19 protein-coding genes and 1 pseudogene are annotated in these 22,968 nt (G+C 70.0%); 12 read left to right on the plus strand and 8 right to left on the minus strand.

Features of this window, described 5'->3' with window-relative positions; translation table 11 throughout:
* Window positions 1-72: 72 nt before the first annotated feature.
* The 5 genes and pseudogenes from J4H86_RS25375 to J4H86_RS25395 all read right to left on the minus strand — a co-directional run bounded on the left by J4H86_RS25375 (window position 73) and on the right by J4H86_RS25395 (window position 4,876).
* Window positions 73-516 carry a carboxymuconolactone decarboxylase family protein gene (locus tag J4H86_RS25375; RefSeq protein WP_236540835.1) on the minus strand — a complete coding sequence of 148 codons (444 nt, stop codon included), beginning with the start codon at window positions 514-516 and terminating at the stop codon, window positions 73-75.
* Complete coding sequence (gene sigJ / locus J4H86_RS25380; protein WP_236540836.1) at window positions 513-1,370, minus strand: RNA polymerase sigma factor SigJ; 858 nt, start codon at window positions 1,368-1,370, stop codon at window positions 513-515. The genes J4H86_RS25375 and sigJ overlap by 4 nt, the downstream gene beginning before the upstream one ends.
* A gap of 102 nt (window positions 1,371-1,472) precedes the next feature.
* Window positions 1,473-1,799, minus strand: a complete 327-nt coding sequence (locus J4H86_RS25385) for a tetratricopeptide repeat protein (RefSeq protein ID WP_236540837.1) — start codon at window positions 1,797-1,799, stop codon at window positions 1,473-1,475.
* 82 nt (window positions 1,800-1,881) lie between these two features.
* Window positions 1,882-2,385 carry a beta-class carbonic anhydrase gene (locus J4H86_RS25390; protein WP_236540838.1) on the minus strand — a complete coding sequence of 168 codons (504 nt, stop codon included), beginning with the start codon at window positions 2,383-2,385 and terminating at the stop codon, window positions 1,882-1,884.
* A 14-nt stretch (window positions 2,386-2,399) separates the two neighbouring features.
* A pseudogene (locus tag J4H86_RS25395) lies at window positions 2,400-4,876 on the minus strand (DNA gyrase/topoisomerase IV subunit A).
* A 129-nt stretch (window positions 4,877-5,005) separates the two neighbouring features.
* Between J4H86_RS25395 and J4H86_RS25400 the strand changes: the two are divergent.
* Window positions 5,006-7,144 (plus strand): RecQ family ATP-dependent DNA helicase, encoded by a 2,139-nt coding sequence (locus J4H86_RS25400; protein ID WP_236540839.1) that lies wholly within the window; start codon window positions 5,006-5,008, stop codon window positions 7,142-7,144.
* Window positions 7,145-7,465: 321 nt separating this feature from the next.
* On the opposite strand, the gene J4H86_RS25405 is transcribed toward J4H86_RS25400, so the two are convergent.
* Window positions 7,466-8,362 carry a sugar kinase gene (locus J4H86_RS25405; RefSeq protein WP_236540840.1) on the minus strand — a complete coding sequence of 299 codons (897 nt, stop codon included), beginning with the start codon at window positions 8,360-8,362 and terminating at the stop codon, window positions 7,466-7,468.
* A gap of 463 nt (window positions 8,363-8,825) precedes the next feature.
* Between J4H86_RS25405 and J4H86_RS25410 the strand changes: the two genes are divergently transcribed.
* The 11 genes from J4H86_RS25410 to J4H86_RS25460 all read left to right on the plus strand — a co-directional run bounded on the left by J4H86_RS25410 (window position 8,826) and on the right by J4H86_RS25460 (window position 22,028).
* Complete coding sequence (locus J4H86_RS25410; RefSeq protein ID WP_236540841.1) at window positions 8,826-10,079, plus strand: hypothetical protein; 1,254 nt, start codon at window positions 8,826-8,828, stop codon at window positions 10,077-10,079.
* Window positions 10,080-10,122: 43 nt separating this feature from the next.
* A complete protein-coding gene (locus J4H86_RS25415) occupies window positions 10,123-12,495 on the plus strand; it encodes a serine/threonine-protein kinase (RefSeq protein WP_236540842.1) in 2,373 nt (790 codons plus the stop codon).
* Window positions 12,492-13,496 (plus strand): PP2C family serine/threonine-protein phosphatase, encoded by a 1,005-nt coding sequence (locus J4H86_RS25420; RefSeq protein ID WP_236540843.1) that lies wholly within the window; start codon window positions 12,492-12,494, stop codon window positions 13,494-13,496. The genes J4H86_RS25415 and J4H86_RS25420 overlap by 4 nt, the downstream gene beginning before the upstream one ends.
* A complete protein-coding gene (locus J4H86_RS25425; RefSeq protein WP_236540844.1) occupies window positions 13,496-14,800 on the plus strand; it encodes a VWA domain-containing protein in 1,305 nt (434 codons plus the stop codon). Before J4H86_RS25420 ends, J4H86_RS25425 begins: the two co-directional genes overlap by 1 nt.
* Before the next feature lie 51 nt (window positions 14,801-14,851).
* Window positions 14,852-15,574: an FHA domain-containing protein gene (locus tag J4H86_RS25430; protein ID WP_236540845.1), complete on the plus strand. Its 723-nt coding sequence runs from the start codon at window positions 14,852-14,854 to the stop codon at window positions 15,572-15,574.
* Window positions 15,575-15,581: 7 nt separating this feature from the next.
* The gene (locus J4H86_RS25435) at window positions 15,582-17,168 is read left to right on the plus strand and encodes a hypothetical protein (protein ID WP_236540846.1); all 1,587 of its coding nucleotides are present in this window, start codon (window positions 15,582-15,584) and stop codon (window positions 17,166-17,168) included.
* A 12-nt stretch (window positions 17,169-17,180) separates the two neighbouring features.
* On the plus strand, window positions 17,181-18,122 hold the full coding sequence (locus J4H86_RS25440) for a transporter substrate-binding domain-containing protein (RefSeq protein ID WP_236540847.1): 942 nt from the start codon (window positions 17,181-17,183) through the stop codon (window positions 18,120-18,122).
* 141 nt (window positions 18,123-18,263) lie between these two features.
* Complete coding sequence (locus J4H86_RS25445) at window positions 18,264-18,962, plus strand: glycerophosphodiester phosphodiesterase (RefSeq protein WP_236544175.1); 699 nt, start codon at window positions 18,264-18,266, stop codon at window positions 18,960-18,962.
* A 139-nt stretch (window positions 18,963-19,101) separates the two neighbouring features.
* Window positions 19,102-20,715, plus strand: a complete 1,614-nt coding sequence (locus J4H86_RS25450; protein WP_236540848.1) for a sensor histidine kinase — start codon at window positions 19,102-19,104, stop codon at window positions 20,713-20,715.
* Between the two features lie 3 nt (window positions 20,716-20,718).
* Entirely contained in the window at window positions 20,719-21,378 is a 660-nt protein-coding gene (locus J4H86_RS25455) for a response regulator (protein WP_236540849.1), read from the plus strand.
* Window positions 21,378-22,028: an HD domain-containing protein gene (locus tag J4H86_RS25460; RefSeq protein WP_236540850.1), complete on the plus strand. Its 651-nt coding sequence runs from the start codon at window positions 21,378-21,380 to the stop codon at window positions 22,026-22,028. Before J4H86_RS25455 ends, J4H86_RS25460 begins: the two co-directional genes overlap by 1 nt.
* Here the strand turns inward: J4H86_RS25460 and J4H86_RS25465 are convergent.
* Window positions 21,969-22,268 (minus strand): DUF4031 domain-containing protein, encoded by a 300-nt coding sequence (locus J4H86_RS25465; RefSeq protein WP_236540851.1) that lies wholly within the window; start codon window positions 22,266-22,268, stop codon window positions 21,969-21,971. The two genes, J4H86_RS25460 and J4H86_RS25465, sit on opposite strands and share 60 nt — an antisense overlap.
* Before the next feature lie 87 nt (window positions 22,269-22,355).
* Window positions 22,356-22,865 (minus strand): Lrp/AsnC family transcriptional regulator, encoded by a 510-nt coding sequence (locus J4H86_RS25470; RefSeq protein WP_236540852.1) that lies wholly within the window; start codon window positions 22,863-22,865, stop codon window positions 22,356-22,358.
* Window positions 22,866-22,968 lie beyond the last annotated feature (103 nt).

Here is a 22,968-nt window from a genome sequence, read left to right on the forward strand (position 1 = left end):
GCGGGGTGCACGTCACCCAGGCGCCTGGTCGGGCCTGGGTGACGCTCGGCTCCTGCCGTGAAGCGTTAGCGCTCAGGCATCGCCGCCGGCGGTCTTGTGCAGGGGGACCGCGATCCGGTTCAGCAGGTTGATCTGGGCGATCGTGAGAACCAGCGCGCTGAGGGACTCCTCGTCGAAGTGGCGGGCCGCTTCGTTCCACACGTCGTCCGGGACGGGGTCGGGGGTGTCCGCCATGCGGGTCACCGCCTCGGTGAGGGTGAGTGCGGCGCGTTCCGCGTCGGTGAAGTACTCGGTTTCCCGCCAGGCGGCGACGGTGAAGAGACGTTCGTCGGTTTCGCCGGCCTTCTTGGCGTCCCGGCTGTGCATGTCGACACAGTAGCCACAGCCGTTGATCTGGCTCGCGCGGATCTTCACCAACTCCAGGACGGTATGGGGTAGCGCGCTCTCATCCAGGTACTTCTCAGTGGCGAAGATGCCCTTGTAGGCCGCCGCCGACATGGTGAGACGTGGACTCACGTGATTCTCCTCAGTTTCTCGGGACTCAGAACGAGACCGATCTCGGTGATGCGCCCGTTGTCGACGGTGAACGCCGCGACGTTGCGCTTGCCCTCGGCGCCGTCGTTCACCAGCCCCGGCATGCCGTTGACGACGACCGGTCGCCAGCGGCCCGCTCCGCTGATGGCGGCGCTGACCCCCACCAGGAACCGACCGACCTTCTCCGCGCCCCGAATCGGGTTGAGCGCGGCGCGGACACGGCCGCCCCCGTCGGTACGCAGCACGACATCCGGGTCCAGGAGCCGTAGCAGCTCCTGGAGACTCCCTCCGCTGACGGCATCGGTGAACGCGTCCACGACGCGGCGTTGTTCCGTCACGTCGACGTCGAAGCGTGGCGTGTTCGCCTCGACGTGTGACCTGGCACGTCGAGCGAGCTGACGGCAGGCGGCCGGAGTGCGACCGACCATGCGCGCCACCTCGTCGAAGGCCACCCCGAACACGTCGTGGAGGACGAACACCGCGCGTTCCGCGGGGCTCAACGACTCGAGCACGGTGAGCACCGCGAGACTCAGGGACTCGTGGAGTTCGATCCGGGTGCTGGGGTCGTCGTGGTCCACGTACGGCTCCGGCAACCACGGGCCGACGTACTCCTCACGGCGGTGCCGCGCGGACCGCAGGTAGTCGAGGGCGATCCGGGACACCGTCGTGACGAGCCACGCCTCGAGGTCGATGATCTGACCGGGATCGACCCGGGCGAGCCGCAGCCACGCCTCCTGAACGGCGTCCTCGGCCTCCTCCAGGCTGCCGGTCAGCGCGTACGCAGCCCCGACCAGGCGAGGACGCAGTGCGTCGAAACGGGAGCTGAGATCGTTCACGTGATGAGGACGAGTCACCGCCCGATTATGTGACATCTGGTCCGCGAACACACCACGGCCGGGAGGGATGCTTCCCTCCCGGCCGTGGTCGTGGTGCTGGGCTCAGTCCCGTGAGCCGCCGGCCATGGCGGCGTGCAGTCGCCGGTACCGGCCGGCCTCGTCGTCGCGGTCCTGGCGTTCCAGGGAACGTGCCAGCGCGATGTGGGCCCAGGCGTCGCAGGGGTCGAGATCGATCAGTTTCCGGAAGGTCTCCTCGGCCTTGCGTAGCTGCGCCGAGTGGAAGTAGGCGCGCCCGAGGAGCTCCAGAAGCGAGCGGCTCTCCGGCTGCTCGTCGCGCAGCGGCTCCAAGATCTTGGCGGCGCTGATCGGGTCGCGCAGGTCGAAGTGCCACTTGGCGCGTTCGAAGGTCTCGTAGAATCCTTCCGTCACCGGGAACTCCTTTCGTCGGTGGCCATAACAGCACACCCGCACGAGGAATTCCCGGTGCGCGTCGTCCCCAATCCCCCGTGGCTCAGGCGTTCAGCGGCGTCACGGTCCCGGAGTCCACGTCGTACACCGCGCCGGCCACCGGCAGGTCGTCCGGCAGCAGCGGATGGTGCCGAATCCGCTCCAGATCCCGTTGCAGCGCCGCGCGCTGGTCGGTGACCGTGTGGAACTCCAGGCTCCGCGTGTCCACCCCGTAGTTCGCGCGAATGAAGTCGTGGACCTCGTCGTCGCTGGACACCGAGGCCATCTTGCACTGCGTGTGCGGCATGATCAGGACCCGGTCCACCTCCAACAGGTAGACGGCCAACACCAAGGTGCGCAGGGTGTCATCGGTGACCCGGCCGCCCGCGTTGCGCAGGATCTTGGCGTCGCCCGGTTCCAGGCCCAGCGCGCTCAGCGGCTCGATCCGTGAGTCCATGCACGTCACCAGGGCGAGCCCACGGCGCGCCACCGGTTCCAGCCCACCCAGACTGAACTTCTCCACATAGGCGGCGTTCGCCTCGAAGAGGTCGTCGAACTGTCCTGCCACTGTTCCCCCTGGTCCTACCCTTGGCCGTAATCAGCGGTGCCGCTTCCGATCGCGGCCACCGCCCGGGGAAGCTGCTCGCCCGAGCCGTCACGACGGTCGGTCACGTCCGGCAGTCGCATCGGACCACCGTCGGTCTTGGAGGCGCGAGCGGGCGAACGGCCGACCCACGCCGTCAGCAGCGTGTCCTCCCCCTTCAGGAAACGCTGACACCGCACGCCACCCGTCGCACGCCCCTTGGCGGGATACAGCGACAGCGGGGTGACCTTCGCCGAGCCGGCCTGCGTTCCCGGCAACGCGTCGGAGTTCCCCGCGATGGTGACCACCACCGTGTCGTCGGTGACGCTCGACGCGCCGAACCAGACGGCGTGGGCGTCCTCGGCGAGCTTGACCCCCGCGACACCCCCGGCGGCTCGTCCCTGGGGGCGAACGGAGTCGGAGGCGAAGCGCAGCAGTTGCGCCGTCGACGTCACGAACACCAGCTCCTCGTCCCCGTTCGCGAGCTGGGTCGCCCCGACGAGCCGGTCCCCGTCGCGCAACGTGATGAGCTCGAAGTCGTCCTGTTTGCTGGGGTAGTCCGGCGTCACCCGCTTGACGACCCCCTGTCTCGTCCCCAGTGCGAGCCCCGGACCCTCGGAGTCCAGACTCGCCAACGCGATGACCCGCTCCTCCGAGGCCGTGTCGACCTCGACGAACTCCGACACCGGGGCGCCGGCGCTCAGCGGAACAACACTGTCGGTATCCTCGCCCGATGGCAACTCGGGCAGTTCGACCACGGGAACTCGAATCAGACGACCCAGGTCGGTGACCAGCCCGATCTCGCCCCGAACCGTCGCGGACACCGCCGAGGCGATCGCGTCGTTACGCGCCCGCGGCCCCGTGTAGACCGGAAGCGTCGCCCCGACCGTGCGCCCCAGCATCCCGCCAGTGGACAGCGCCACGACGCACGGATCGTCGCCGACCTCCAGGGGGACCGCGGCGCTACGGGTCTCGCCTGTGCTCTCCATGAGCAGTGTGCGGCGCGGTGTCGCGTAGTCCTTCGCCACCTCCTGCAGCTCCGAGGAGACCAGCTCCCGCAGCCGGGCGTCGGAGTCCAGGATCGCCGTCAGCTCCGCGATCTCCTTGTTCAGCGCGTCGCGCTCGGTCTCCAGCTCCAGTCGGTCGTACTTGGTCAGGCGACGCAGCGGCGTGTCCAGGATGTAGCGCGCCTGCACGTCGGACAGGTCGAACGTCGTCATCAGCCGTCGCCGCGCCGCGGCCGTGTCCTCGGAGTCGCGGATGAGCGCGATGACCTCGTCGATGTTGAGCAGGGCCACGAGCAGACCCGCCACGAGGTGCAGCCGCTCCTCGCGGCGCGACCTGCGGTAGGCACAGCGGCGCCGCACCACGTCCAGACGGTGGTCGACGTACACCTGGAGCAGCTCGCGCAGACCCAGGGTCTCGGGCTGTCCGGCGACCAGCGCGACGTTGTTGATCCCGAAGGTCTCCTCCATCGGGGTCAGCCGGTACAGGTCCTCCAGGACGGCCTCGGGGTTGAAGCCGTTCTTGAGCTCGATCACCAGGCGCAGCCCCTGGTGGCGGTCGGTGAGGTCCTTGAGGTCGGAGATGCCCTGGAGCTTCTTCGCCTGGACCAGTTCCTTGATGCGGGTGACGACCTTCTCCGGCCCGACCGTGTAGGGCAGCTCGGTGACCACGAGACCGGTCCGGCGGGCCGACACCTTCTCGATCCGTACGGTCGCCCGGGTGCGGAACGTGCCCCGCCCGTTGGTGTAGGCGTCACGAACACCGTCCAGACCGACGATGCTGCCCCCGGTCGGCAGGTCCGGGCCGGGGACGAACTCCATCAGCTCGTCCAGGCCCGCCTCCGGGTTCGCCAGCAGGTGGCGGGCGGCGGCGATGACCTCGCCCAGGTTGTGGGGGGCCATGTTGGTGGCCATCCCGACGGCGATGCCCGACGCCCCGTTCACCAGCAGGTTCGGAACGCGGCCGGCAACACCTCCGGCTCCCGCTCCTGGCCGTCGTAGTTGGAGTGGAAGTCCACCACGTCCTCGTCGATGGACGCCACGACGAGCCGCGCCGCCGCGTCCATCCGCGCCTCGGTGTAGCGCATCGCCGCGGGCGCGTCGTCGCCACCGAGGGAGCCGAAGTTGCCGTGCCCGTCCACCAGGGGCACACGCATGGCGAACGGTTGGCTCAACCGGACCAGCGCGTCGTAGATCGGGCCGTCACCGTGGGGATGGAGCTTGCCCATCACCTCGCCCACGACCCGGGCGCACTTGACGTGGCCACGGTCGGGGCGCAGTCCCATCTCGTTCATCTGATACAGGATGCGCCGCTGTACCGGTTTCAGGCCGTCGCGAGCGTCGGGGAGGGCGCGCTGGTAGATCACCGAGTAGGCGTACTCGAGAAAGCTACCGCGCATCTCCTCGGAGACGTCGATGTCGACGATCTTCTCTGCGAACTCTTCGGGAGTCGGGGACGTGGTTCGGGCCATGGACGCTATTGTGGCCCGCGGCGTTGACCAGATCGAACACAACCCCCGACACGAGCGCCGGACGTGTCCGTTTCCACAATGGCGTTCGCGCATGTGGGGAACGGGTTTCGGTTCTGCTAGCAAGGAGTCATGGACGCGACCGTGGACTGTGGACAGACCGACGAACAGGTTCGGGCCGAGGCGGAGGAGTGGCTGCGTGCTCTGGCCGGTCCGGACGCGTCGCTGAGGGAGGACCAGTGGACCGCGATCAGGGCGCTGGTCGTCGACCGCAGGCGGGCCCTCGTCGTCCAACGGACGGGGTGGGGCAAGTCCGCGGTCTACTTCGTGGCGACCGCGCTGCTGCGTCGTGCCGGGGCCGGCCCCAGCGTGATCGTCTCCCCGCTGTTGGCGCTGATGCGGGACCAGATCGCCGCCGCCGAACGGGCCGGACTGACGGCGCGGACCGTCAACAGCGCCAACACGGCGGACTGGGACGCGGTCTACGCGGAGATCGCCGCCGGCGCCGTCGACGTCGTGCTCGTGAGCCCGGAACGGTTGAACAACCCCGAGTTCCGGGAGCGGGTGCTGCCGGACCTCTCCGTCGCCTGCGGTCTGGTCGTCGTGGACGAGGCGCACTGCGTGTCGGACTGGGGACACGACTTCCGGCCCGACTACATGCGCATCCGCACCCTGCTCGCCGACCTCCCGGCCCGGACCCCGGTCCTGGCGACGACGGCCACCGCCAACGCCCGGGTGACCGCCGACGTCGCCGCGCAGGTCGGCGTGGGGGAGTCGCGGGACACCGTCGTGCTGCGCGGGCCGCTGGACCGCACCAGCCTGCGGCTCGCCGTGGTCGACCTGCCCGACGCCACGCGTCGCCTCGGCTGGTTGGCCACACACCTCCGTGACCTCCCGGGATCGGGCATCATCTACACCCTGACCGTCGCCGCGGCGGAGGAGACGACCGACTTCCTCGTCGGCCAGGGCTACGACGTGCGCGCCTACACGGGCCAGACCGACCCCGAGGAGCGGCGGCGGGCCGAGGACGACCTACGCGAGAACGCGGTCAAGGCCCTGGTGGCGACGAGCGCGCTCGGCATGGGCTTCGACAAGCCCGACCTCGGTTTCGTGCTCCACTTGGGTGCTCCCCAGTCCCCGATCGCCTACTACCAGCAGGTGGGGCGTGCCGGGCGCGGGGTTCGCCGCGCCGAGGTCGTGCTGCTGCCGGGACGCGAGGACCGGGCCATCTGGGCCCACTTCACCGAGCGCGCCTTCCCGCCGGCCGAGACCGTCGCGACGACACTCGACGTGCTTCGCGCCGCGGCCGAGCCGGTCTCCCTGCCGCGCCTGGAGCCACGGGTGAACCTCGGCCGCTCCCGCCTGGAGCAGATGCTGCGGATCCTCGACGTGGAAGGGGCGGTGCGCCGGGTCCGTGGCGGCTGGGTCGCGACCGACGCCCCGTGGGAGTACGACGCCGAGCGCTACGCGGGCGTGACCGCCGCTCGACGGGCCGAGCAGGACGCCATGGTGCGCTACCTGGCGCACTCCGGGTGCCGGATGGAGTTCCTCCGCCGCGAACTCGACGACGCCGAGGCGGGCCCCTGTGGCCGCTGCGACAACTGCACCGGCGCGCACTGGCGTGCCGACACCGACTCCACGGCGATGGAGGCGGCGGCGCGTCACCTGAGCCGGGCCGGTGTCGTGGTGCCGCCCCGACGCCAGTGGCCCACCGGGATGGCCCAGCTCGGGGTCTCACTCTCCGGGCGGATCGCCGCCGAGCACTCCGCCGCGGAAGGACGGGCGGTGGCCCGGTTCACCGACCTCGGCTGGGGGACGCGGCTGCGCGCCCTGCTCGGAGAAACGGCGAGCGACACCTCGGTCGACGCCGAAGTGTTCGCCGCAGTGGTGAGCGTCCTCGCGGACTGGGGATGGCGCACCCGCCCCGTCGGCGTCGTCGCGGTTCCCTCGCACGCCCGTCCGCGCCTGGTCAGTGACCTGGCGCGGCGGATCGCCACCGTCGGCCGGCTGCCCTACCTCGGCAGTCTCGCCTACCAGGACACCCACCGCCCCGGAGCCCGCCGCCACAACAGCGCCCAACGGTTGGCGTCGGTGTGTCAGTCCCTGCGCTTGGGCGACGAGATCCCCGACGCCCTGCGCGACACCTCCAGCGGCCCGCTGCTCCTCGTCGACGACTACACCGAGTCCGGCTGGACCCTCACCACCGCGACCGCCCTCCTGCGCGGGGCCGGCGCCCCCGAGGTGCTCCCACTCGTGCTGGCCACGAGCTAGGTGGTGCTTGTGGTTCGGCCGCGGTCGTTGGTCGCGCGCTGTTGGTGACGGATGTGTGGTTCGACGGCACGAGGTCACCGACCACGCCTGGGAACATGTCCGACGGCTGTTTCCCCTCAACCAGGGCCGAGGCGGGCGCGGGCGTGATCATCACAGAATGCTCAACTGCATGATCTACAAACTCGAGGGCGCTGTGTGCGATTCACTCCGCCAGAGCAGGTGAATGCGCACACCCACCGGATGGATGTGTGTCAATCCTGGTGGGGGTGGAGAAACTTCGACGGGGAAGCTGGTGGTGGCGGGCGGCAGGGTGGACCGTCGCTAGGTGAGTTCGGGGCGGGCGCCGGGTTGGATCAAGGCGCGGGCGGCGAGGCGGTGCGCGTTGGTGAGCGCCTCTTTGGGGTGGTAGTTGGCGAGGAAGGGCGGGAGGAATCCCGCGACGAAGGCGTCGCCGGCGCCGATGGAGCCGGGGGTGGTCTCCACGGGGGGCGCCTCGACCGTGATGGTCTCGTCGCGGCCCTTGGCGGTCCACAGGGCGCTCTCGTCGCTGGTCTTGATGACCACGTTGGGGTACCAGGCGGTGAGGACCTTGGCCGCGGCCTCGTCGTCGTCCCGGCCGGTGAGTACTTCGGCCTGCCGGCTGTTGGCGAACAGCAGGCGCGCGCCCGTCGTCCACTCCAGGAACGACTCCGCGCCGATCCGTTCCAACTGGGCGTGCGAGGCGGCGTCCACCGACACCGACATCCCCATCTCGCGCGCGTGGGAGAGGGCGACCCGGCCCGCCTTGCGTGACCCCTCGTTGAGCAGGGTGTGGCCGGACAGATGCAGGTGCCGGTCCGGGGTGAAGAGGTCGCGCGGGAGGTCCTCGGGCTGCAACGCGGCGTTGGCGGCCGGATCACTGAGGGTGGTGCGGTCGCCCTTGTGCGTGACCATGACGACGCACGTGCCGGTCGGACGCTCCGGGTCCATGACCATGCGAGCGTCGACGCCGTACCCCATGAGCTCCATCTCGCGGGTGCGCCCAGTGATGTCCGAGCCCCGTCGCCCGATGAGGGCGATGTCCCCGCCTTCGACCGCGAGCCAGGACGCGATGTTCGCGCCCGATCCTCCGCCGTAGGTCGTGACGGAGGACGGAGTGTTGCCTTCCCGGGCCAGGGGGTAGTGGGCTCGGGCGACGGTGTCGGTCATGAGTTCCCCGATCACCACCACGCGTGTCATCCTGCACCGCCTTGCCGACCGTTTCCGCCGCGTGCTGTCCAACCGTGGGTTTCGACGTTAACAGCTTCCAGAGTGGCCGTGGGTAACGAACTGGCAGAGGTCCGGACTATATGTGGATTACTTCCGCCACACCCGGCACGTCTGTCCAGTTCGGCGAATCCGGCAGATCGGCGACACCGCACTCAATCGACATCATTCCGGTTCGTCATGATCACGCGTCCGGATACGGCCAGATATCCGGAACCGACGAATTCCGTCGCGACCACCGCTTCTCCGTGATTCGCTCGCGGAAGGATCCGTCACGCTCATCTCATAGCACCCACCCGACACCGTGACGGCCAGGACGAGGCCGAATGACCGCAGGCGGCCGAAGACCACCTCGCCACTTGTGGTCGGAGTAACAGTTCCCCGAGACTCGGAGTAGACGAACTACCGCATACCCCCGCGCAGTAGGAGTGGTGCCGTGGAGCACGGCTCCCAACCCCCAGAACCGGTGATGACGTTGGCACAGGTCGACGAGGCGCTCCTTGGCATGCGCACGGACCAGGCCCGCATCACCGAGAACCTGCTGGAGCTGGAGGGCACCGCCGGTTACCGCTTCCTGCACGGTGGGGAGCTCCACGGGCGGACCCGCCAGCGCTGGCTGGAGGCGTCCGAGGACCTGGCGCGCCTGTGGCAGCTCTTCGACGTCTACCAGCGCCTGGTGGACGCCGCCGAGGCCAGGCGTGGCACCCAGCGCCGCCTGGGTTCGGCGGAGTTGCGGGATCTCACCCACCTGTTGCGTGGTCCATCCATCGAGCTTCCGTGGGACACCGGTGGCCTCGCCGACCGTTCACTGTTGGACCCGCGACGCGGCCACGTCACCCCGTCGGAGGCACTGGAGCACATGGTGGAGCGCTACGGTCGAGCCACGGCCGTGGTGACCAGCGCGGACGCCGCGTGGAAGGTTCTTCACCCACGGCTGCGCACCGTCGAGGACCTCCACGAGGAGGCCGTCGCCCGCGCGACCGAGCTCGGAGACGCTCCGGACGACCTGACGGACTTGTCGTCCCAGGTGGACCAGCTCCGGGACACGGTGCGCACGGACCCCCTGTCCTTGCTGCGGGCCGACGCGCCCACGGACCGGACCGACGACGTGGCCGCCGCCGTGGACACCACGGCCCTGGATGCGCTCCGCGAGCGTCTGATCGAGGTCCGGGACCGTCTCGACGCCGCCGTCGCCACACGTGACAACGCCGCGACGGCGCTGCACACGGTGCGCACGGCCGCCGAGGACGTGCGCCGTGCGGCGCGGGACGCGAACGAGCAGCTCGCGGGCATCCGAGCCCGGATCGCGGCCTCGGCGCTGGAGCCGATCCCCGAGACCCACACGACCCTGGAACCCCAGCTCGAACGGCTTGGTTGGTTGCACACCAACGGCCGCTGGGAGGAGTTGGACCGTCTGCTCCGGGAGACCCACCTTCACATCACCTCCCTCGCCGGGGCGGTGGAGTCGGCCGCCTCGGCCAACCGTGCGCGGCTCCACCGTCGCGACGAGCTCCGTGGCCGCATGGACGCCTACCGGGTGAAGGCGGCCCGGCTGGGGCGTGCGGAGGAACCGCGCGTCCACTCGGCGCAGGAGCACGCGGAGAAGCTGCTCTGGGAGGCCCCCTGCGACCTGCCCGCGGCGGCCGAGGCCGTCGAGCAGTACCAGCGAGCGCTCAATGAAAGGGCATGAGCCAGTGACTCCGTGCACCACCTCCGGATGCCAGGGCTCCGTCATGGACGGCTTCTGCGACCAGTGCGGAATGGCCCCGACCGAGACGACGACGAGCGCGCCCGACGTCCCGGCGCAGGCGGCACCGATCCATTCCGCGCCGCGACCCGCCCCCGTCGGGGCCAACGGGGAGGCGGTGACCAGTGGAAACGGCGACAGCGCACGGGGACTGCCGCCCACCCCCTCGGGGCCGAGCGGCGCCGTGGTCTCGCGGCCGGTGGCGACCAGCGGCTCCCGGCGCAGCCTGCGCGGCCGTTCGGGGTCGAAGGGGAGCGGTCACTCCGGCCGGCTGAGCGGGCGCAGCGGTACGTCGGCACGGGGCATGCTCGGCGCCGGCATGGTGCAGGTGCCCTTCGTCGCCACCCGGGACCCCTCCAGCGCGATCATGCGACGGCCCGAGGTGCCCGAGGACGAACGGTACTGCGGCGCCTGCCAGCAACCGGTCGGACGCAGCCGCGACGGCCGCGCCGGACGCACCGAGGGGTTCTGCCGATCCTGCGGGACACGGTTCTCCTTCACCCCCAAACTCAACCCCGGGGATCGGGTGCAGGGGCAGTACGAGGTGCTCGGCTGCCTGGCCCACGGGGGGCTGGGGTGGATCTACCTGGCCCGGGACCGCAACGTCGATGACCGCTGGGTCGTGCTCAAGGGGCTGTTGAACACCGGTGACCTGGAGGCCTACCAGGGAGCGGCCGCCGAACGGTCCTTCCTGGCCGGGGTGGAACACCCCAACATCGTCAAGATCTACAACTTCGTTCGTCACCCGGACCCGGTGTCGGGGATGGACACCGGCCACATCGTCATGGAGTACGTCGGGGGCAAGTCCCTGAAGGAGCTCCTCGTCGAGCGGCGCAAGGAGGGGTCGGGCGACGCGCTGCCGCTGGAGCAGGTCATCGCCTACGCCCTGGAGGTGTTGCGGGCCCTGGGCTACCTCCACAACAAGGGCCTGCTGTTCTGCGACTTCAAGCCGGACAACGTCATCCAGAGCGAGGAGCAGATCAAGCTGATCGACCTCGGTGGGGTGCGCCGGATCGACGACCAGATCAGCCCCGTCTACGCGACCCCCGGCTATCGCGTGCCCGAGGCGGAACTGCGGGACCCGGGCCCCACCATCGCGGCCGACCTGTACACGGTGGGCCGGTCCATGGCGGTGTTGAGCTTCCCATTCAGCTTCGTGCGCGAGCATCCCCACACCATTCCGCCGCGCCACACCGTGCCCCTCCTGGAGGAGCACGAGTCCTACGACCGGTTCCTGCGGCGTGCCACGGACCCCACCATGGGTAACCGTTTCCAGGACGCCAACGAGATGGCCGAGCAGCTCACCGGCGTGCTCCGCGAGGTCCTGGCACACCAGGACGGCCAGCCCCGCCCCGCGACCTCCAACCAGTTCACCGGGGAGAACTTCACCGCGGGAGCCGACAGCGTTTCCACGGGGCGGGTCGACTGGCTGCTGGAGCTGCCCGACCCGGGCGAGGCGGTCGCCGCCCTGCCGGTGCCGCTGCCCAACCCGGCCGACCCCGCGGCCGACCAGTTCGACGACTTCCTGGACATGCCGCCGGCCGACCTCGCCCAGACCCTGCGGTTGCAGGCCGCCGCGACCCCGGAGATCCAGCTCCTGCACGTCTGGGCCCTCATCGCCAATGGTGACCTCGCCGAGGCGGGGCGCCACCTGCACGAGATCGCCGACGAGCAGCGCGAGGCGAACCAGCCCACCGACTGGCGCCTCGCCTGGTACTGGGCGCTCTACACGTTGCGGGAAGGACAGTTCACCGACGCGCGACACCGCTTCGACGCCCTGTACAACTACCTGCCGGGTGAGGCCGCGCCCAAGCTCGGCCTGGCGATCGCCAGCGAGCTCGAGGGACAAAACGCGGCATCCTACTACGACGCCGTGTGGACCACCGACCACACCTACGTCAGCGCCGGGTTCGGGCTCGCCCGCATCCACCTCTCCGCCAACGGCGACCGGTCCCAGGCGGTCCGGGTCCTGGACACGGTGCCCCAGTTCTCGATCTTCTTCATCCCGGCCCAGATGGCGGCGATCAACGCCCGGGTCCTCGACACCGGACCGGGGCGCCCCGGGGTGACGGTGGAGGACATCATCGACGCCGGAGCTCGGCTGGAGCGCCTCGGCTTGCAGAGCGAGGCGCACAGCCGGCTGGGCGTCCGCGTCCTGACCTCCGCCCTGACCTGGCTGTCCGAAGGAGGCCAGCCGCCGCCGGACGCGGTGCTGCTGGACGACGCCTTCACCGAGACCGGCGTCCGTGCCCGGTTGGAGAACGCCTTCCGGGACCTCGCCCGGTTCGCCCCGAACGAGCGTGGCGCCTACGAGCTCATCGACAAGGCCAACGCGGTGCGGCCGAGGACCCTGACATGAACGTACGTTCGGCCTGCCCCGCCTGCGACGAGCCGATCATCGCCGACGACGACTTCTGCGAACAGTGCGGACACCGCCTCGACGGCACCATCGTGCCCAGCGACCGCTGCACCTGGTGCCAGGGGAGTCTCACCGAGGGGTTCTGCGACCAGTGCGGAATGCGTCAGCGCACGGAACGGGAACACGCCGAGGTCGACTTCGGGTTCGCCGTGGCCGTCACCGACCGAGGCCTTCGCTACAGCCGCAACGAGGACGCGCAGAAGGTCCTCGCCGTCCCGGGACGCACCATGGAGGATCCACCCACGGCGGTGGCGGCCGTGGTCAGTGACGGTGTCTCGGCCTCCCCACGCCCCGACGAGGCCGCCGCCGTCGCGACCCGCCGTGGGTGCGAGTCGTTGGCGGCGGCCACCGCGACCGGCCGCGACCCCAAAGAGGCCACGTTCGACGCCCTGAACACGGCGGCCGCCGCGGTCGCGGGCCTCGCGGAGTCGGTCGAGCAGGCGCCCGCATGCACCTACGTCTCCGCGCTCGTCAGCGGTGGAACCGAGTCCTCGCCGTCGATCACCATCGGTTGGATCGGGGACAGCCGCGCGTACTGGCTGCCCGAGGACCCACACGCGCGTCCCCGCCTCCTCACTCGCGACGACTCCTGGCACGAGTACATGGTCTCCAGCGGACGTCTCACCGAGGAGCAGGCGAGCGCGTCCGCCAACGCCCACGCCCTCATCGCCTGGCTGGGGGCCGACGCCGTGTCGGTCGACGCCCATGTCGTGACCTTCACGCCGCCCGAAGCCGGTGCGTTGGTGCTGTGCAGCGACGGGCTGTGGAACTACCTCCCCACACCAGAGGAGCTCCACGCAGCGATCCCCGACGCGCGCAGCAGCCCGCGGGACAGCGCCCGATCCAGCGTGAACTTCGCGTTGGAGAAGGGAGGACACGACAACATCACCGTTGTCATCGTTCCCGTGCCCACAGTCCCGCCCAGTCAAGGGGAGTCGTGATGAGTCCAGCCGCCCCACAGTTCTCCGTCCACGTCGACCAGAACCGCTACCTGCACCGCGACGCCTCGGAGATCCACGCGATCGTGAGCGTCGAGGCGACCGGTGACCACACGACGCCGGCCGGACCGGGTGTCGACGCCTGCCAGGTGATCATCGTCGACGCCTCCGGGTCCATGTACGGCAACCGGATCGCCGAAGCCCGCGAGGCGGCCGCCGCCGCCATCGACAGTCTGCGCGACGGGGTGCACTTCGCCATCGTCGCGGGCACCCACCGGGCGACCATGGTCTATCCCCCCTCCCAGTCCCTCGCGGTGTGCACCGACGAGACCCGTGCCCAGGCTCGGGCGGCCGTGGGGCGGATCGGCGCCGACGGTGGGACGGCGATGAGTGTGTGGCTCGGCCTCGCACACGAGCTCCTGGCTCCCATGGCCGGCGCCGTGCGGCAGGCGATCCTGCTCACCGACGGCTACAACAACGAACCCGGCCACCGGCTGGAGTCCGCCCTCGCCGCGTGTACCGGCGGCTTCGTCTGCCACGCGCGCGGGGTCGGGGTGGACTGGCATGTGGAGGAGCTGCGGTCCATCTCCTCGGCACTGCTCGGCTCCATCGACATCATCCCCGACCCCGCCGGCTTGGTGGAGGACTTTCGGGCGATGACGGAGGAGGCCATGGGCAAGTCGGTTCCCGACGTCGCCCTGCGGGTGTGGACCCCGCAGGGGGCCACCATCCAGTTCGTCAAGCAGGTGTCACCCACCGTGGAGGACCTCACCCAGCGGCGCGAGGACGTCGACGAGCGTACGGGGGACTACCCGACCCCGGCGTGGGGGGAGGAGAGCCGCGAGTACCACCTGTGTGTCCGGGTGCCACCGAGCGAGGTCGGCCGCCAGATGCGCGCCGCCTGGGTGCGGCTGGTGCGGGCCGACGGAGAGGGCACCGTTCTGGGCAGTGGCAACGTCCTGGCCGAGTGGACTGACGACCAGCGGCGGGCCACCGAGATCAATAAGCGCGTCGCGCACTACACCGGTCAGGTGGAGCTGGCGTCGGCGATCCAGGAGGGCCTGCGTGCCCACCGGGAGGGCGACGCCGCGACCGCCACCTTCCGGCTGGGGAGGGCGGTGCAGCTCGCCTATGAGCACGGTGACCAGGCCAAGGCCGAGCAGTTGGCGGAGGTCGTGGTCGTGGAGGACGCCCGCAGCGGCACGGTGCACCTGAAGCCGAACATCGACCCCGCCAAGGAGATGTCCCTGGACACCCGCTCGTCACGCACGGTCCCGCTCTCGATCTCCAGGAACAAGCAGGCCTAGTCTGTCGCGTGTCCTGACGAGCATGAACAGCGGTGTAGGGAGGTAACAGCCATGCCGAAGTGTCCGGCTGGCCACGAGTCGACCGACGACGAGTGGTGCCACGTGTGTGGACTCGGGCTGGCGGCGCCGCCGATGGGACCTCCCATCTCCACCGACCCGCCCGAGACGTTCGCCGGGGCACCCGCCTCGTCGGCCGCGGCGTCCGCCCCGCCCCCCACCCCGGCGGCACCTGCCGGTTCGCCCTCGAGCCAGTACTGTCCCGACTGCGGTCTGGAGCGCACCGGGAACTTCTGTGAGGGCTGCGGGTTCGCGTTCAACGAGCCACTGCGACACGTCTCCGGCGGCCAGCCCACGTCGGGCGGCATGTCAGTGGTGTGGACGGCGATCGTCGCCGCGGAGCCGGGGTACTTCCAGATCCTCGCCGACCGTGGATTCCTCGACCCGCAGGTGGTCCGGTTCCCCTCCCGGGCACCCCAGCGGCGGATCCGCCTCGTGGGCGACCTGATCCGTGTCGGTCGGCGAAACACCGCACGCGGCGTCGACCCCGAGATCGACCTGTCGGAGGCGACGGGGGATCCGGCGATCTCACACCGGCACGCCGAGCTGCGTGCCCGTCCCGACGGTACGTGGGTCGTCGTCGACGTGGGTTCCTCCAACGGGACGGCCGTGAACGACACCGAGAAACACATCACCCCCAACGCGGAGGTCGCGTTGAAGGACGGCGACCGGATCTTCCTCGGCGCCTGGACAGTCATCACCTTGCGGAGAGGGTGAACCCCCCATGTCAGTAGGCGCGACAGAGGCCGACAGGGCCGCCCAACGCGCGTACCAGCAGGCGCGGCAGGCACGCCTGTACCCCACCCGGCTGTTGCCCTCCCACACACCGGGACGGCTGCGATGGATGAGCGGCATCAGCGTCGTCGCGGTAGCGGTCCTGCTCGCGGTCGCCTGGAGCTTCGTGTCCTGGGCGCAGGACAGTGTCACGCTCATCGGAAGTGAGGCCGGACCTCGGGCGTCCAGTTCCGCCGAGCTGTACCACGCGTTGGCCGAGATGGACAACCAGGTCGCCCGTGTCGTCCTGATCGACAGCACCAGCGGAGTCAACGGAGCCGACCAGAACGGGGTAGAGGACGACGGACAGGCCACGGGCGACGCCGACGCGGACCGGAGTGAAGCGCTGGACCTCTACGAGGAGCGGCGCACCGAGGCGAACCGGGCGGCGCTGGAGACCAGCAGCCTCACCGCCGGCGACGACGAGGCCGTCGCCACGATGGGCGAGATCCTCGACGGGGTCGGCCACTACGAACGGCTCGCCGCCGAGGTGCTGCTGCTCAGTGCCGAGTCCAACGGCGACGAGACGGTCAGCGCCGAGGTGCGGGAACTCTACGCGGAGGCGACCGACCACATGCGCGAGGAGGTGCTCCCCAAGGCGTACAACCTGAGCCTGGAGAGCACGTCCATCATCCGTGCCGCCACCGAGGAGGGCGACGCCACCCTGCAGCGGGGCCAACTCCTCGTCGCGTTGACCGGCGTCGTCGTGATCGCCACGCTGGTGATCCTCCAGCTCTACGTCCGCGCGAAGTTCCGTCGGCGACTGAGTCCGGCACTGCTCGCGGCGAGCGTGGTCGTGGCCGTGATGGCTGTGGGCACCCTCAACTCCCTCGCCGTCGTCTCCTCCGACCTGCGCTCCGCGACCGACGACGGCCTCGACAGCGAGGTCCGGCTCGCCCAGGCACGGGCCATCAGCGCGGCCACCAACGGTGACCAGACCCGGTACCTGATCGACAGCGCACGAGCGGACACCTACGAACAGACCTACCTGGAGGCCTCGCAGAGCGTCCTCTTCGTCCCCGGCGACAGCGTCGACACCTTCGCGGAGGCGGCGGAGGCCGCGGTCGCGGAGTACCGGGGCGAGAGTCACGACACGGCGCTGTTCGACGAGATCGTCGAACAGCAGCCCGACGGAATGCTCGGCCTGCTCGGCGAGCACGCGAGCACCCAGGAGCTCACCGAGGAGCAGCGGGACGGAGTGGAGAGCGTCCTGGAGGCCTACCTCCAGGTCCGTCAGGCGGACCTGGAGATGCGGGACTCCTCCACCCTGCTCGACGCGGCCGAGCTCCGGCTCGACGAGAGCGACGACGGACTCGCCGGGGCGCAGCTCGCCTACGAAGCCGAACTGACCGAGCTCATCGAGGTCCACAACGAGACCTTCGTGGAGGCGGTGGACAGCGCGAACTCCGAGCTGGGCTCGTCCAACGTGATCCTCCCGGTGGGGGCGGTCCTCGCCGCGGCGCTCGTCGTCTTCGGGGTCCGGCCCCGCATCGTCGAGTACACACAGAATCGGCGCGAAACCGAAGGGACGGAGTGAGTGATGCCGGCCATGGGTAGACGGCGACACGCCCCACTGGTGATGGCTCTGGCGGTCCTCGCGTCGTCGGGGTGCTCGGCCCTCGCCGCGGAGAAGGAGTCCATCCTCGACCAGGACGGTCTGGTGATCGGGGTCAAGGCCGACCAGCCGGGGCTGGGGCTGGAGGTGTCGGAGGGGCAGTTCGAGGGATTCGACGTCGACGTCGCCACCTACATCGCCGACCACCTCGGTTTCGAGGAGTCCGACCTGCGGTTCGTCGAGGTCCCCTCGGCGGCGCGCGAATACGTCCTGATGAAGGGCGAGGTCCCCGACGACGAGCTTCCCGACGTCGACGACGAGGTCATCGACGGTCTCGAGGCCGACGAGGTGGACATGGTCATCGCCACGTACTCCATCACCCCGGCACGCGGTCGGATGGTGAACTTCGCCGGGCCGTACTACGTGGCGCGCCAGGACATCATGACGCAGGCGGGCGATGAGTCGGTGGACGACGTTCGCGACCTGGACGGCACCACCATCTGTCAGGGCGCGGGGTCCAACTCCGCCAACCGCATCGTCGAGGGGCGGGGCGTCGACGCGGCCATCGAGGAGCCGCCCACCTACGGTGAGTGCTTCGACATGCTGGAGGACGGCTCGGTCGACGCGGTGTCCACCGACGACCTGATCCTCGCCGGATTCGCGCTGGACAACCCCACGGCGTTCCGGATGGTCAACGCGCCATTCACCGCGGAACGCTATGGTGTGGGGCTGCGGCAGTCCGACGTGGCGGGATGTGAGGAGGTCAACCGTGCGATCACGTCCATGTATCGCACGGAAGCCGCCAACGGCGCGGACGAGGACGACGACTCGGACGAGGGGGACATCTCACCAGCGCAACAGATGCTGGAGCAGTGGTTCGGCGAGACCGGTCTGGAGCTCACGACCTCGGTACCACAGTTCGACGGATGCGGCTGAGAACGTCTTCCTCGGTCGGGAATCCGCAATGAGTGGGAAACTGGGGCCGGGGACGACTATCGTCCGGACTTGGCACCTGTACTGGGAGCGACCGATCGCGCTTCCCAGTTATCACCCGACGGTTCTGGAGCCCCGTTGACCATGGTCATCGCCCACCGAGGCGACCCACACAACCACCGGGAGAACACGCTTCCCGCGCTGCGGGCGGCGCTCGACGCCGGCGCCGACGCCCTCGCGATCGACGTCGGACTGACGCGTGACGGCCACGTCGTCGTCCTGCACCACGACGCTCTGCGCCGAGTATGGGGACAGGCGCGGGAGTTGGCCGACGCGTCGTTCACCGACCTCGCGATGCTGAGTCGCGGCGGCCTGCGGATCCCGACCCTCCTGGAGGTGCTCTCGGAGTTCGCGCGTCCCGGGAGCCCACCGTTGATCCTCAACGTTCCCACGGTGGAGACGGCCCTCGCGGCGGACCTCGCCGTTCGGGAGTACTCACGGACGGATCGCACCATCCTCCTGGGACCCCACGAACCCCTCCGGGCCCTGCGCGCCCGCCAGACTCCAACGTCGTTGGCGTTGACCTGGCAGGAGCAGGGGCTGCCACCACCGGAGCTGTGGGAGACGCTGCGTCCCGCGTGGTTCAGCGCGTTCCACGCGACGCTCGCCCCGGACCTGGTGGCGGAACTGCGGCGGCGCGGACACGGCGTTCTCGCCTGGCTCGTCAGCGATCACAACGACATGGCACGGCTGTTGCAGATGAACGTCGACGGGATCCTGACCGACCGGCCCGGGGAGCTCGCGCCGCTCGCGCGCCGCTACTCCTCGCCGGCCGTCGGCTAGGCGGGCCCTGGGCGCCGCCACGGCGTCGAACGGGACATCCGGTATGGACCAAGGCGTAGCCGGACGGAGCCCAACGTTGGGGTGGGCCCCCTACGTTGGTCAGTGTTTCGCACCCCCATGACCTCGATACTGTCGGGTCGTGCGCCTATTTTCCCGTGTGGATCCCGAGATTCTGCGGGGTGTCCTGCTGCCGGTGGGCTGGTGGACCACCCGCGGTGCCGTCGTCCGTGACGCCGTGCTCTGGCTGGCCCTGACGGTCCTGACCGGAGCCGGTACCGTCGTCGCCCAGGTCATCCCGTCCTCCCACGTGCTGAGCCTGTTGGCCACCATGGCGGTTGTCGCGGTCGTGGTGGTGCTCACCCGCCCCTGCCCCCTCCTCGGGGTCGTGGTGGCGGTCGTGGCGTGCCTGTGGTCACCCATGTTCTTCCTCGCCGTGATCTGCGCCGCCTACCTGGCGGGCCGACGAATGCCCCGGTTGAGTCTCGCCATCGTCCTCCTCGACCTGATCGCCCTGGCCGGGATCAGCTACGGGATCGTCACCGCGATCCTGGAGTGGGGCTGGTGGATCAACTCCGCGTTCTGGATGGTGTTCGCCCTCATCCTGCCGTGGCTGGTCGGGGTGCACCGCCGCCAGGAACAGCAGCTCGCCGCCGCGGGGTGGGAGCACGCCGCGCAGCTCGAACGGGAACACCAGATCGCGCGCGAGCAGGCGCGGCTGCGGGAGCGGTCCCGGATCGCCCAGGACATGCACGACTCCCTCGGGCACGAGCTCAGCCTGATCGCGCTACGCGCCGGTGCGTTGGAACTCGACGCGGAGATCGGTGAACGCCACCGGCAGGGAGCGGGTGAGCTGCGCGCCCACGCCACCGCCGCCACCGAACGCCTCCAGGAGATCATCGGGGTGCTCCGCGAACAGGGGGACTCCGTCCCGCTGGACCCCGCCGGCGAGGACATCGACACGCTCGTGGAACGGGCCAGCGCGTCCGGCGCGGACATCCTCCTGGAACGCAGCGGGGCCGAACCGGAGGGCGAGCAGCCGGCCATGGTCGAGCGGGCCGTCTACCGCGTCGTACAGGAGGCCCTCACCAACGCCGCGAAACACGCGCCGGGCGCGCGGATCACGGTCCAGCTCCACCGGGGCGACGAGAACACCGTCGTGCGGGTGCACAACGCGGCCGGGCGTCGGGACGCGCCGTCGACGCTGTCCGGCGGCAGCGGGCTGGTCGCGTTGGCCGAACGGGTTCGGGTCGCCGGGGGAGCGTTCGAGGCGGGGCCCGCCGAGGATGGTGGTTTCGCGGCGCGCGCGGAGTTCGGACACAGCGCGGTCGGGATCGCCGAGACCGAGGAGAAGCGCACCGCGCCACCCGGGATCGCGGTCGCCATGCGCGCCGCGCAGCGCAAGTCACGTCGCGGCTTCGCGGTCCTGGTGGTCGTCGCGGTCCTCGCCATCCTCGTGTTCGGAGTGGGAGGGGTATTCACCATCTTCACCAGCGACGAGATCACGGCGAACGTCGTGACCGACTCCGAGCTCGATACGATCTCCGTGGGGCAGGACCGGGAACAGGTCGAGGAACGACTGAACGGCGTGGACCCGTTCAAGCCCGTGCACTCCGACGTCGAGTCACCACCACCGCCGCCGGGCGCGATTTGCGAGTTCTACATCCCCTCGGACCTCTTCGCCGGTGGGAACGAGTTCATTCGGTTGTGTTACGAGAACGACGTGCTGACAGCGGTGGACAGGGTGGAGGGTTAAACGGTGATTCGGGTCCTGCTCGCGGACGACGAGGCGATGATCCGGGCCGGAGTACGAGCGATCCTCGCCTCGGACGCCGAGATCGACGTGGTCGTCGAGGTCGGGGACGGACGCGCGGCGATCGAGGAGTGTTCCCAGCACCGGCCGGACGTCGCCCTCCTGGATATTCGGATGCCGAAACTCGACGGGCTGGCCGCCGCCGCGGAGATTCGCCGAGCCTGCCCGAACACGGCGGTCGTCATGCTGACGACGTTCGGCGAGGACGCCTACATCGCGCGCGCCCTGAGCCTCGGGGCGAGCGGGTTCCTGTTGAAGGCCGGCGACCCGCGTGAACTCCTCCAGGGGGTGCACGCGGTGGCCGACGGCGCGGCGTTCCTTTCGCCCAAGGTCGCCAAGCGCGTCATCACCGAGTTCACCGGCGAGACGATGAGCCGTGGTTCGGCCGCCCGGGAGCGGGTCGCCACCCTCACCGACCGGGAACGCGAGGTGCTCGCACTGGTCGGCGCGGGCCTGTCCAACGCCGAGATCGCGCGGCGCCTGCACGTGGTGGAGGGAACGGTGAAGAGCTACGTGAGTCAGATCCTGACGCGTCTGGACGAACGCAACCGGGTCCGGGCCGCGATCCTCGCCTACGAGGCCGGCATCGTGAAGCACCGAGAGTGATGATGGAGAAGACTCCGGAGCGCCACGAACTGGAGCGACGCTGGCGCGACCTGGTGGGGGACGGCCCCGGCCCGGCGTCCGTGCGCGACGACGTGCTCCGCCGCTACGGTGAGCCGCATCGTCGCTACCACACGCCCACCCACCTGTGCGCTGTGCTGCGTGCCGTGGACGCGCTGGCGTCGGCGTGCGTGGACGTGTCCGCGGTGCGGATGGCGGCGTGGTTCCACGACGCGGTGTACAAGGGAGCGGCCGGAACCGACGAGGAGGAGAGCGCCCAGCTCGCCCTGCGGCTCCTGCCTCAGGTAGGCGTCGAACCGTCGCGGGTCGACGACGTGGCCCGCTTGGTGCGCCTCACCGCGACCCACGCACCCACGTCCTCCGACGCCGACGGTCAGGTGCTGTGTGACGCCGACCTGTCCATCCTGGGGGCGGCGCGGGAGGAGTATCGCGCCTACGCCGACGCGATCCGGCAGGAGTACGCACACGTCCCGACTCCGCTCTTCCGGGAGGGACGCATCCGGGTGCTGCGGACACTGGGCGACCGGACACCGCTGTTCCACACCCCCCTGGCACGAAAGTGGTGGGAGGAGTCAGCTCGAAGGAACATCGCGGCCGAGATCACCACGCTGCGGGCGGCGTCGGCGCCGTAGCCCCGCCGCGGTGAGCCGGGCGAGCAGCTCCTGGCTCGAGGTCGCGTACGCGCCCAGGCTCACCGCCTTGGCGTGCAACGTCTCGGGGACGTCGTAGTGGTCGCGGTCGAACGCCCGCTCGGGGACGTCCAGGCGTCGGGCGAACGCGTGGAGCTCGGCGAGGGAAACGTCGCTCACGAGGTGGGACCACATGAGGCCGCGAGGTCCCGGCCAGTTCGGCGGATCGATCAGGATGGCCACAGCAGTCCCTGGGTCGGCGGCACCGGGCGGGTGGCGACTCCACCGTTGGGGGGGGTGCGGACGGCCGCCACGGTCGTGCCGCTCAGTCTATGTGGCGCCCCGCCCCCCGGTCCGAAGGTCCTGGGCGTCCGTGGTGGGGCTCGGGTGGGACGTTGGAGCGACGCCACGCCAGGGGATCGGCGTGGACAGCACCATCGTGCTGGACGGTCGCCCGTGCTCGGCGAGCTGGTCGATCAGGCGCTCGAAGTGCCCCATGGAGGCGACGGCGACGACCAGCACACAACAGGCGTCGCCGGTGACCCGGAACAGCTGGGTGATCTCCGGCCGGCCGCGGGTGGAGTCGTCGCGCAGCAGGCACGTCGGCCCGTAGCACTGCATCCGCACCAACGCCGTCACCGGGAGTCCCGCCTTCGCGGGGTCGACGTGCGCGTGATAGCCGGTGAGGACCCCACGCTGCTCCATGCGGCGGACCCGCTCCGCCACGGCCGGGGAGGAGAGCCGCACCCGCCGGGACAGCTCGTTGAAGGAGAGCCGGGCGTCTCGCTGGAGTTCGGCCATGATGTCGCGATCGACCTGGTCAAGATCTGTGGATTCCATTTGGAAACCCTACCTGGGGTGGGAGTTGTCAATCATGAGGCAATTGTCCTGTTTGTGCGTTCGTAGACCATTTACCGTCGTGGGGGGAGAAGGGATGCTTGAG

The organism is Spiractinospora alimapuensis, from assembly GCF_018437505.1.
Classification (GTDB): Bacteria; Actinomycetota; Actinomycetes; order Streptosporangiales; family Streptosporangiaceae; genus Spiractinospora; species Spiractinospora alimapuensis.

What these genes read in the sequence shown, in the direction of transcription:
- J4H86_RS25420 (WP_236540843.1), top strand. Translation starts at nt 12,492, where the DNA reads ATGAACGTACGTTCGGCCTGCCCCGCCTGCGACGAGCCGATCATCGCC.
- J4H86_RS25435 (WP_236540846.1), top strand. Translation starts at nt 15,582, where the DNA reads ATGTCAGTAGGCGCGACAGAGGCCGACAGGGCCGCCCAACGCGCGTAC.
- J4H86_RS25445 (WP_236544175.1), top strand. Translation starts at nt 18,264, where the DNA reads ATGGTCATCGCCCACCGAGGCGACCCACACAACCACCGGGAGAACACG.
- J4H86_RS25440 (WP_236540847.1), top strand. Translation starts at nt 17,181, where the DNA reads ATGGGTAGACGGCGACACGCCCCACTGGTGATGGCTCTGGCGGTCCTC.
- J4H86_RS25405 (WP_236540840.1), bottom strand. Translation starts at nt 8,362, where the DNA reads ATGACACGCGTGGTGGTGATCGGGGAACTCATGACCGACACCGTCGCC.
- J4H86_RS25460 (WP_236540850.1), top strand. Translation starts at nt 21,378, where the DNA reads ATGATGGAGAAGACTCCGGAGCGCCACGAACTGGAGCGACGCTGGCGC.
- J4H86_RS25425 (WP_236540844.1), top strand. Translation starts at nt 13,496, where the DNA reads ATGAGTCCAGCCGCCCCACAGTTCTCCGTCCACGTCGACCAGAACCGC.
- J4H86_RS25415 (WP_236540842.1), top strand. Translation starts at nt 10,123, where the DNA reads ATGGACGGCTTCTGCGACCAGTGCGGAATGGCCCCGACCGAGACGACG.
- J4H86_RS25400 (WP_236540839.1), top strand. Translation starts at nt 5,006, where the DNA reads ATGGACGCGACCGTGGACTGTGGACAGACCGACGAACAGGTTCGGGCC.
- J4H86_RS25430 (WP_236540845.1), top strand. Translation starts at nt 14,852, where the DNA reads ATGCCGAAGTGTCCGGCTGGCCACGAGTCGACCGACGACGAGTGGTGC.
- J4H86_RS25470 (WP_236540852.1), bottom strand. Translation starts at nt 22,865, where the DNA reads ATGGAATCCACAGATCTTGACCAGGTCGATCGCGACATCATGGCCGAA.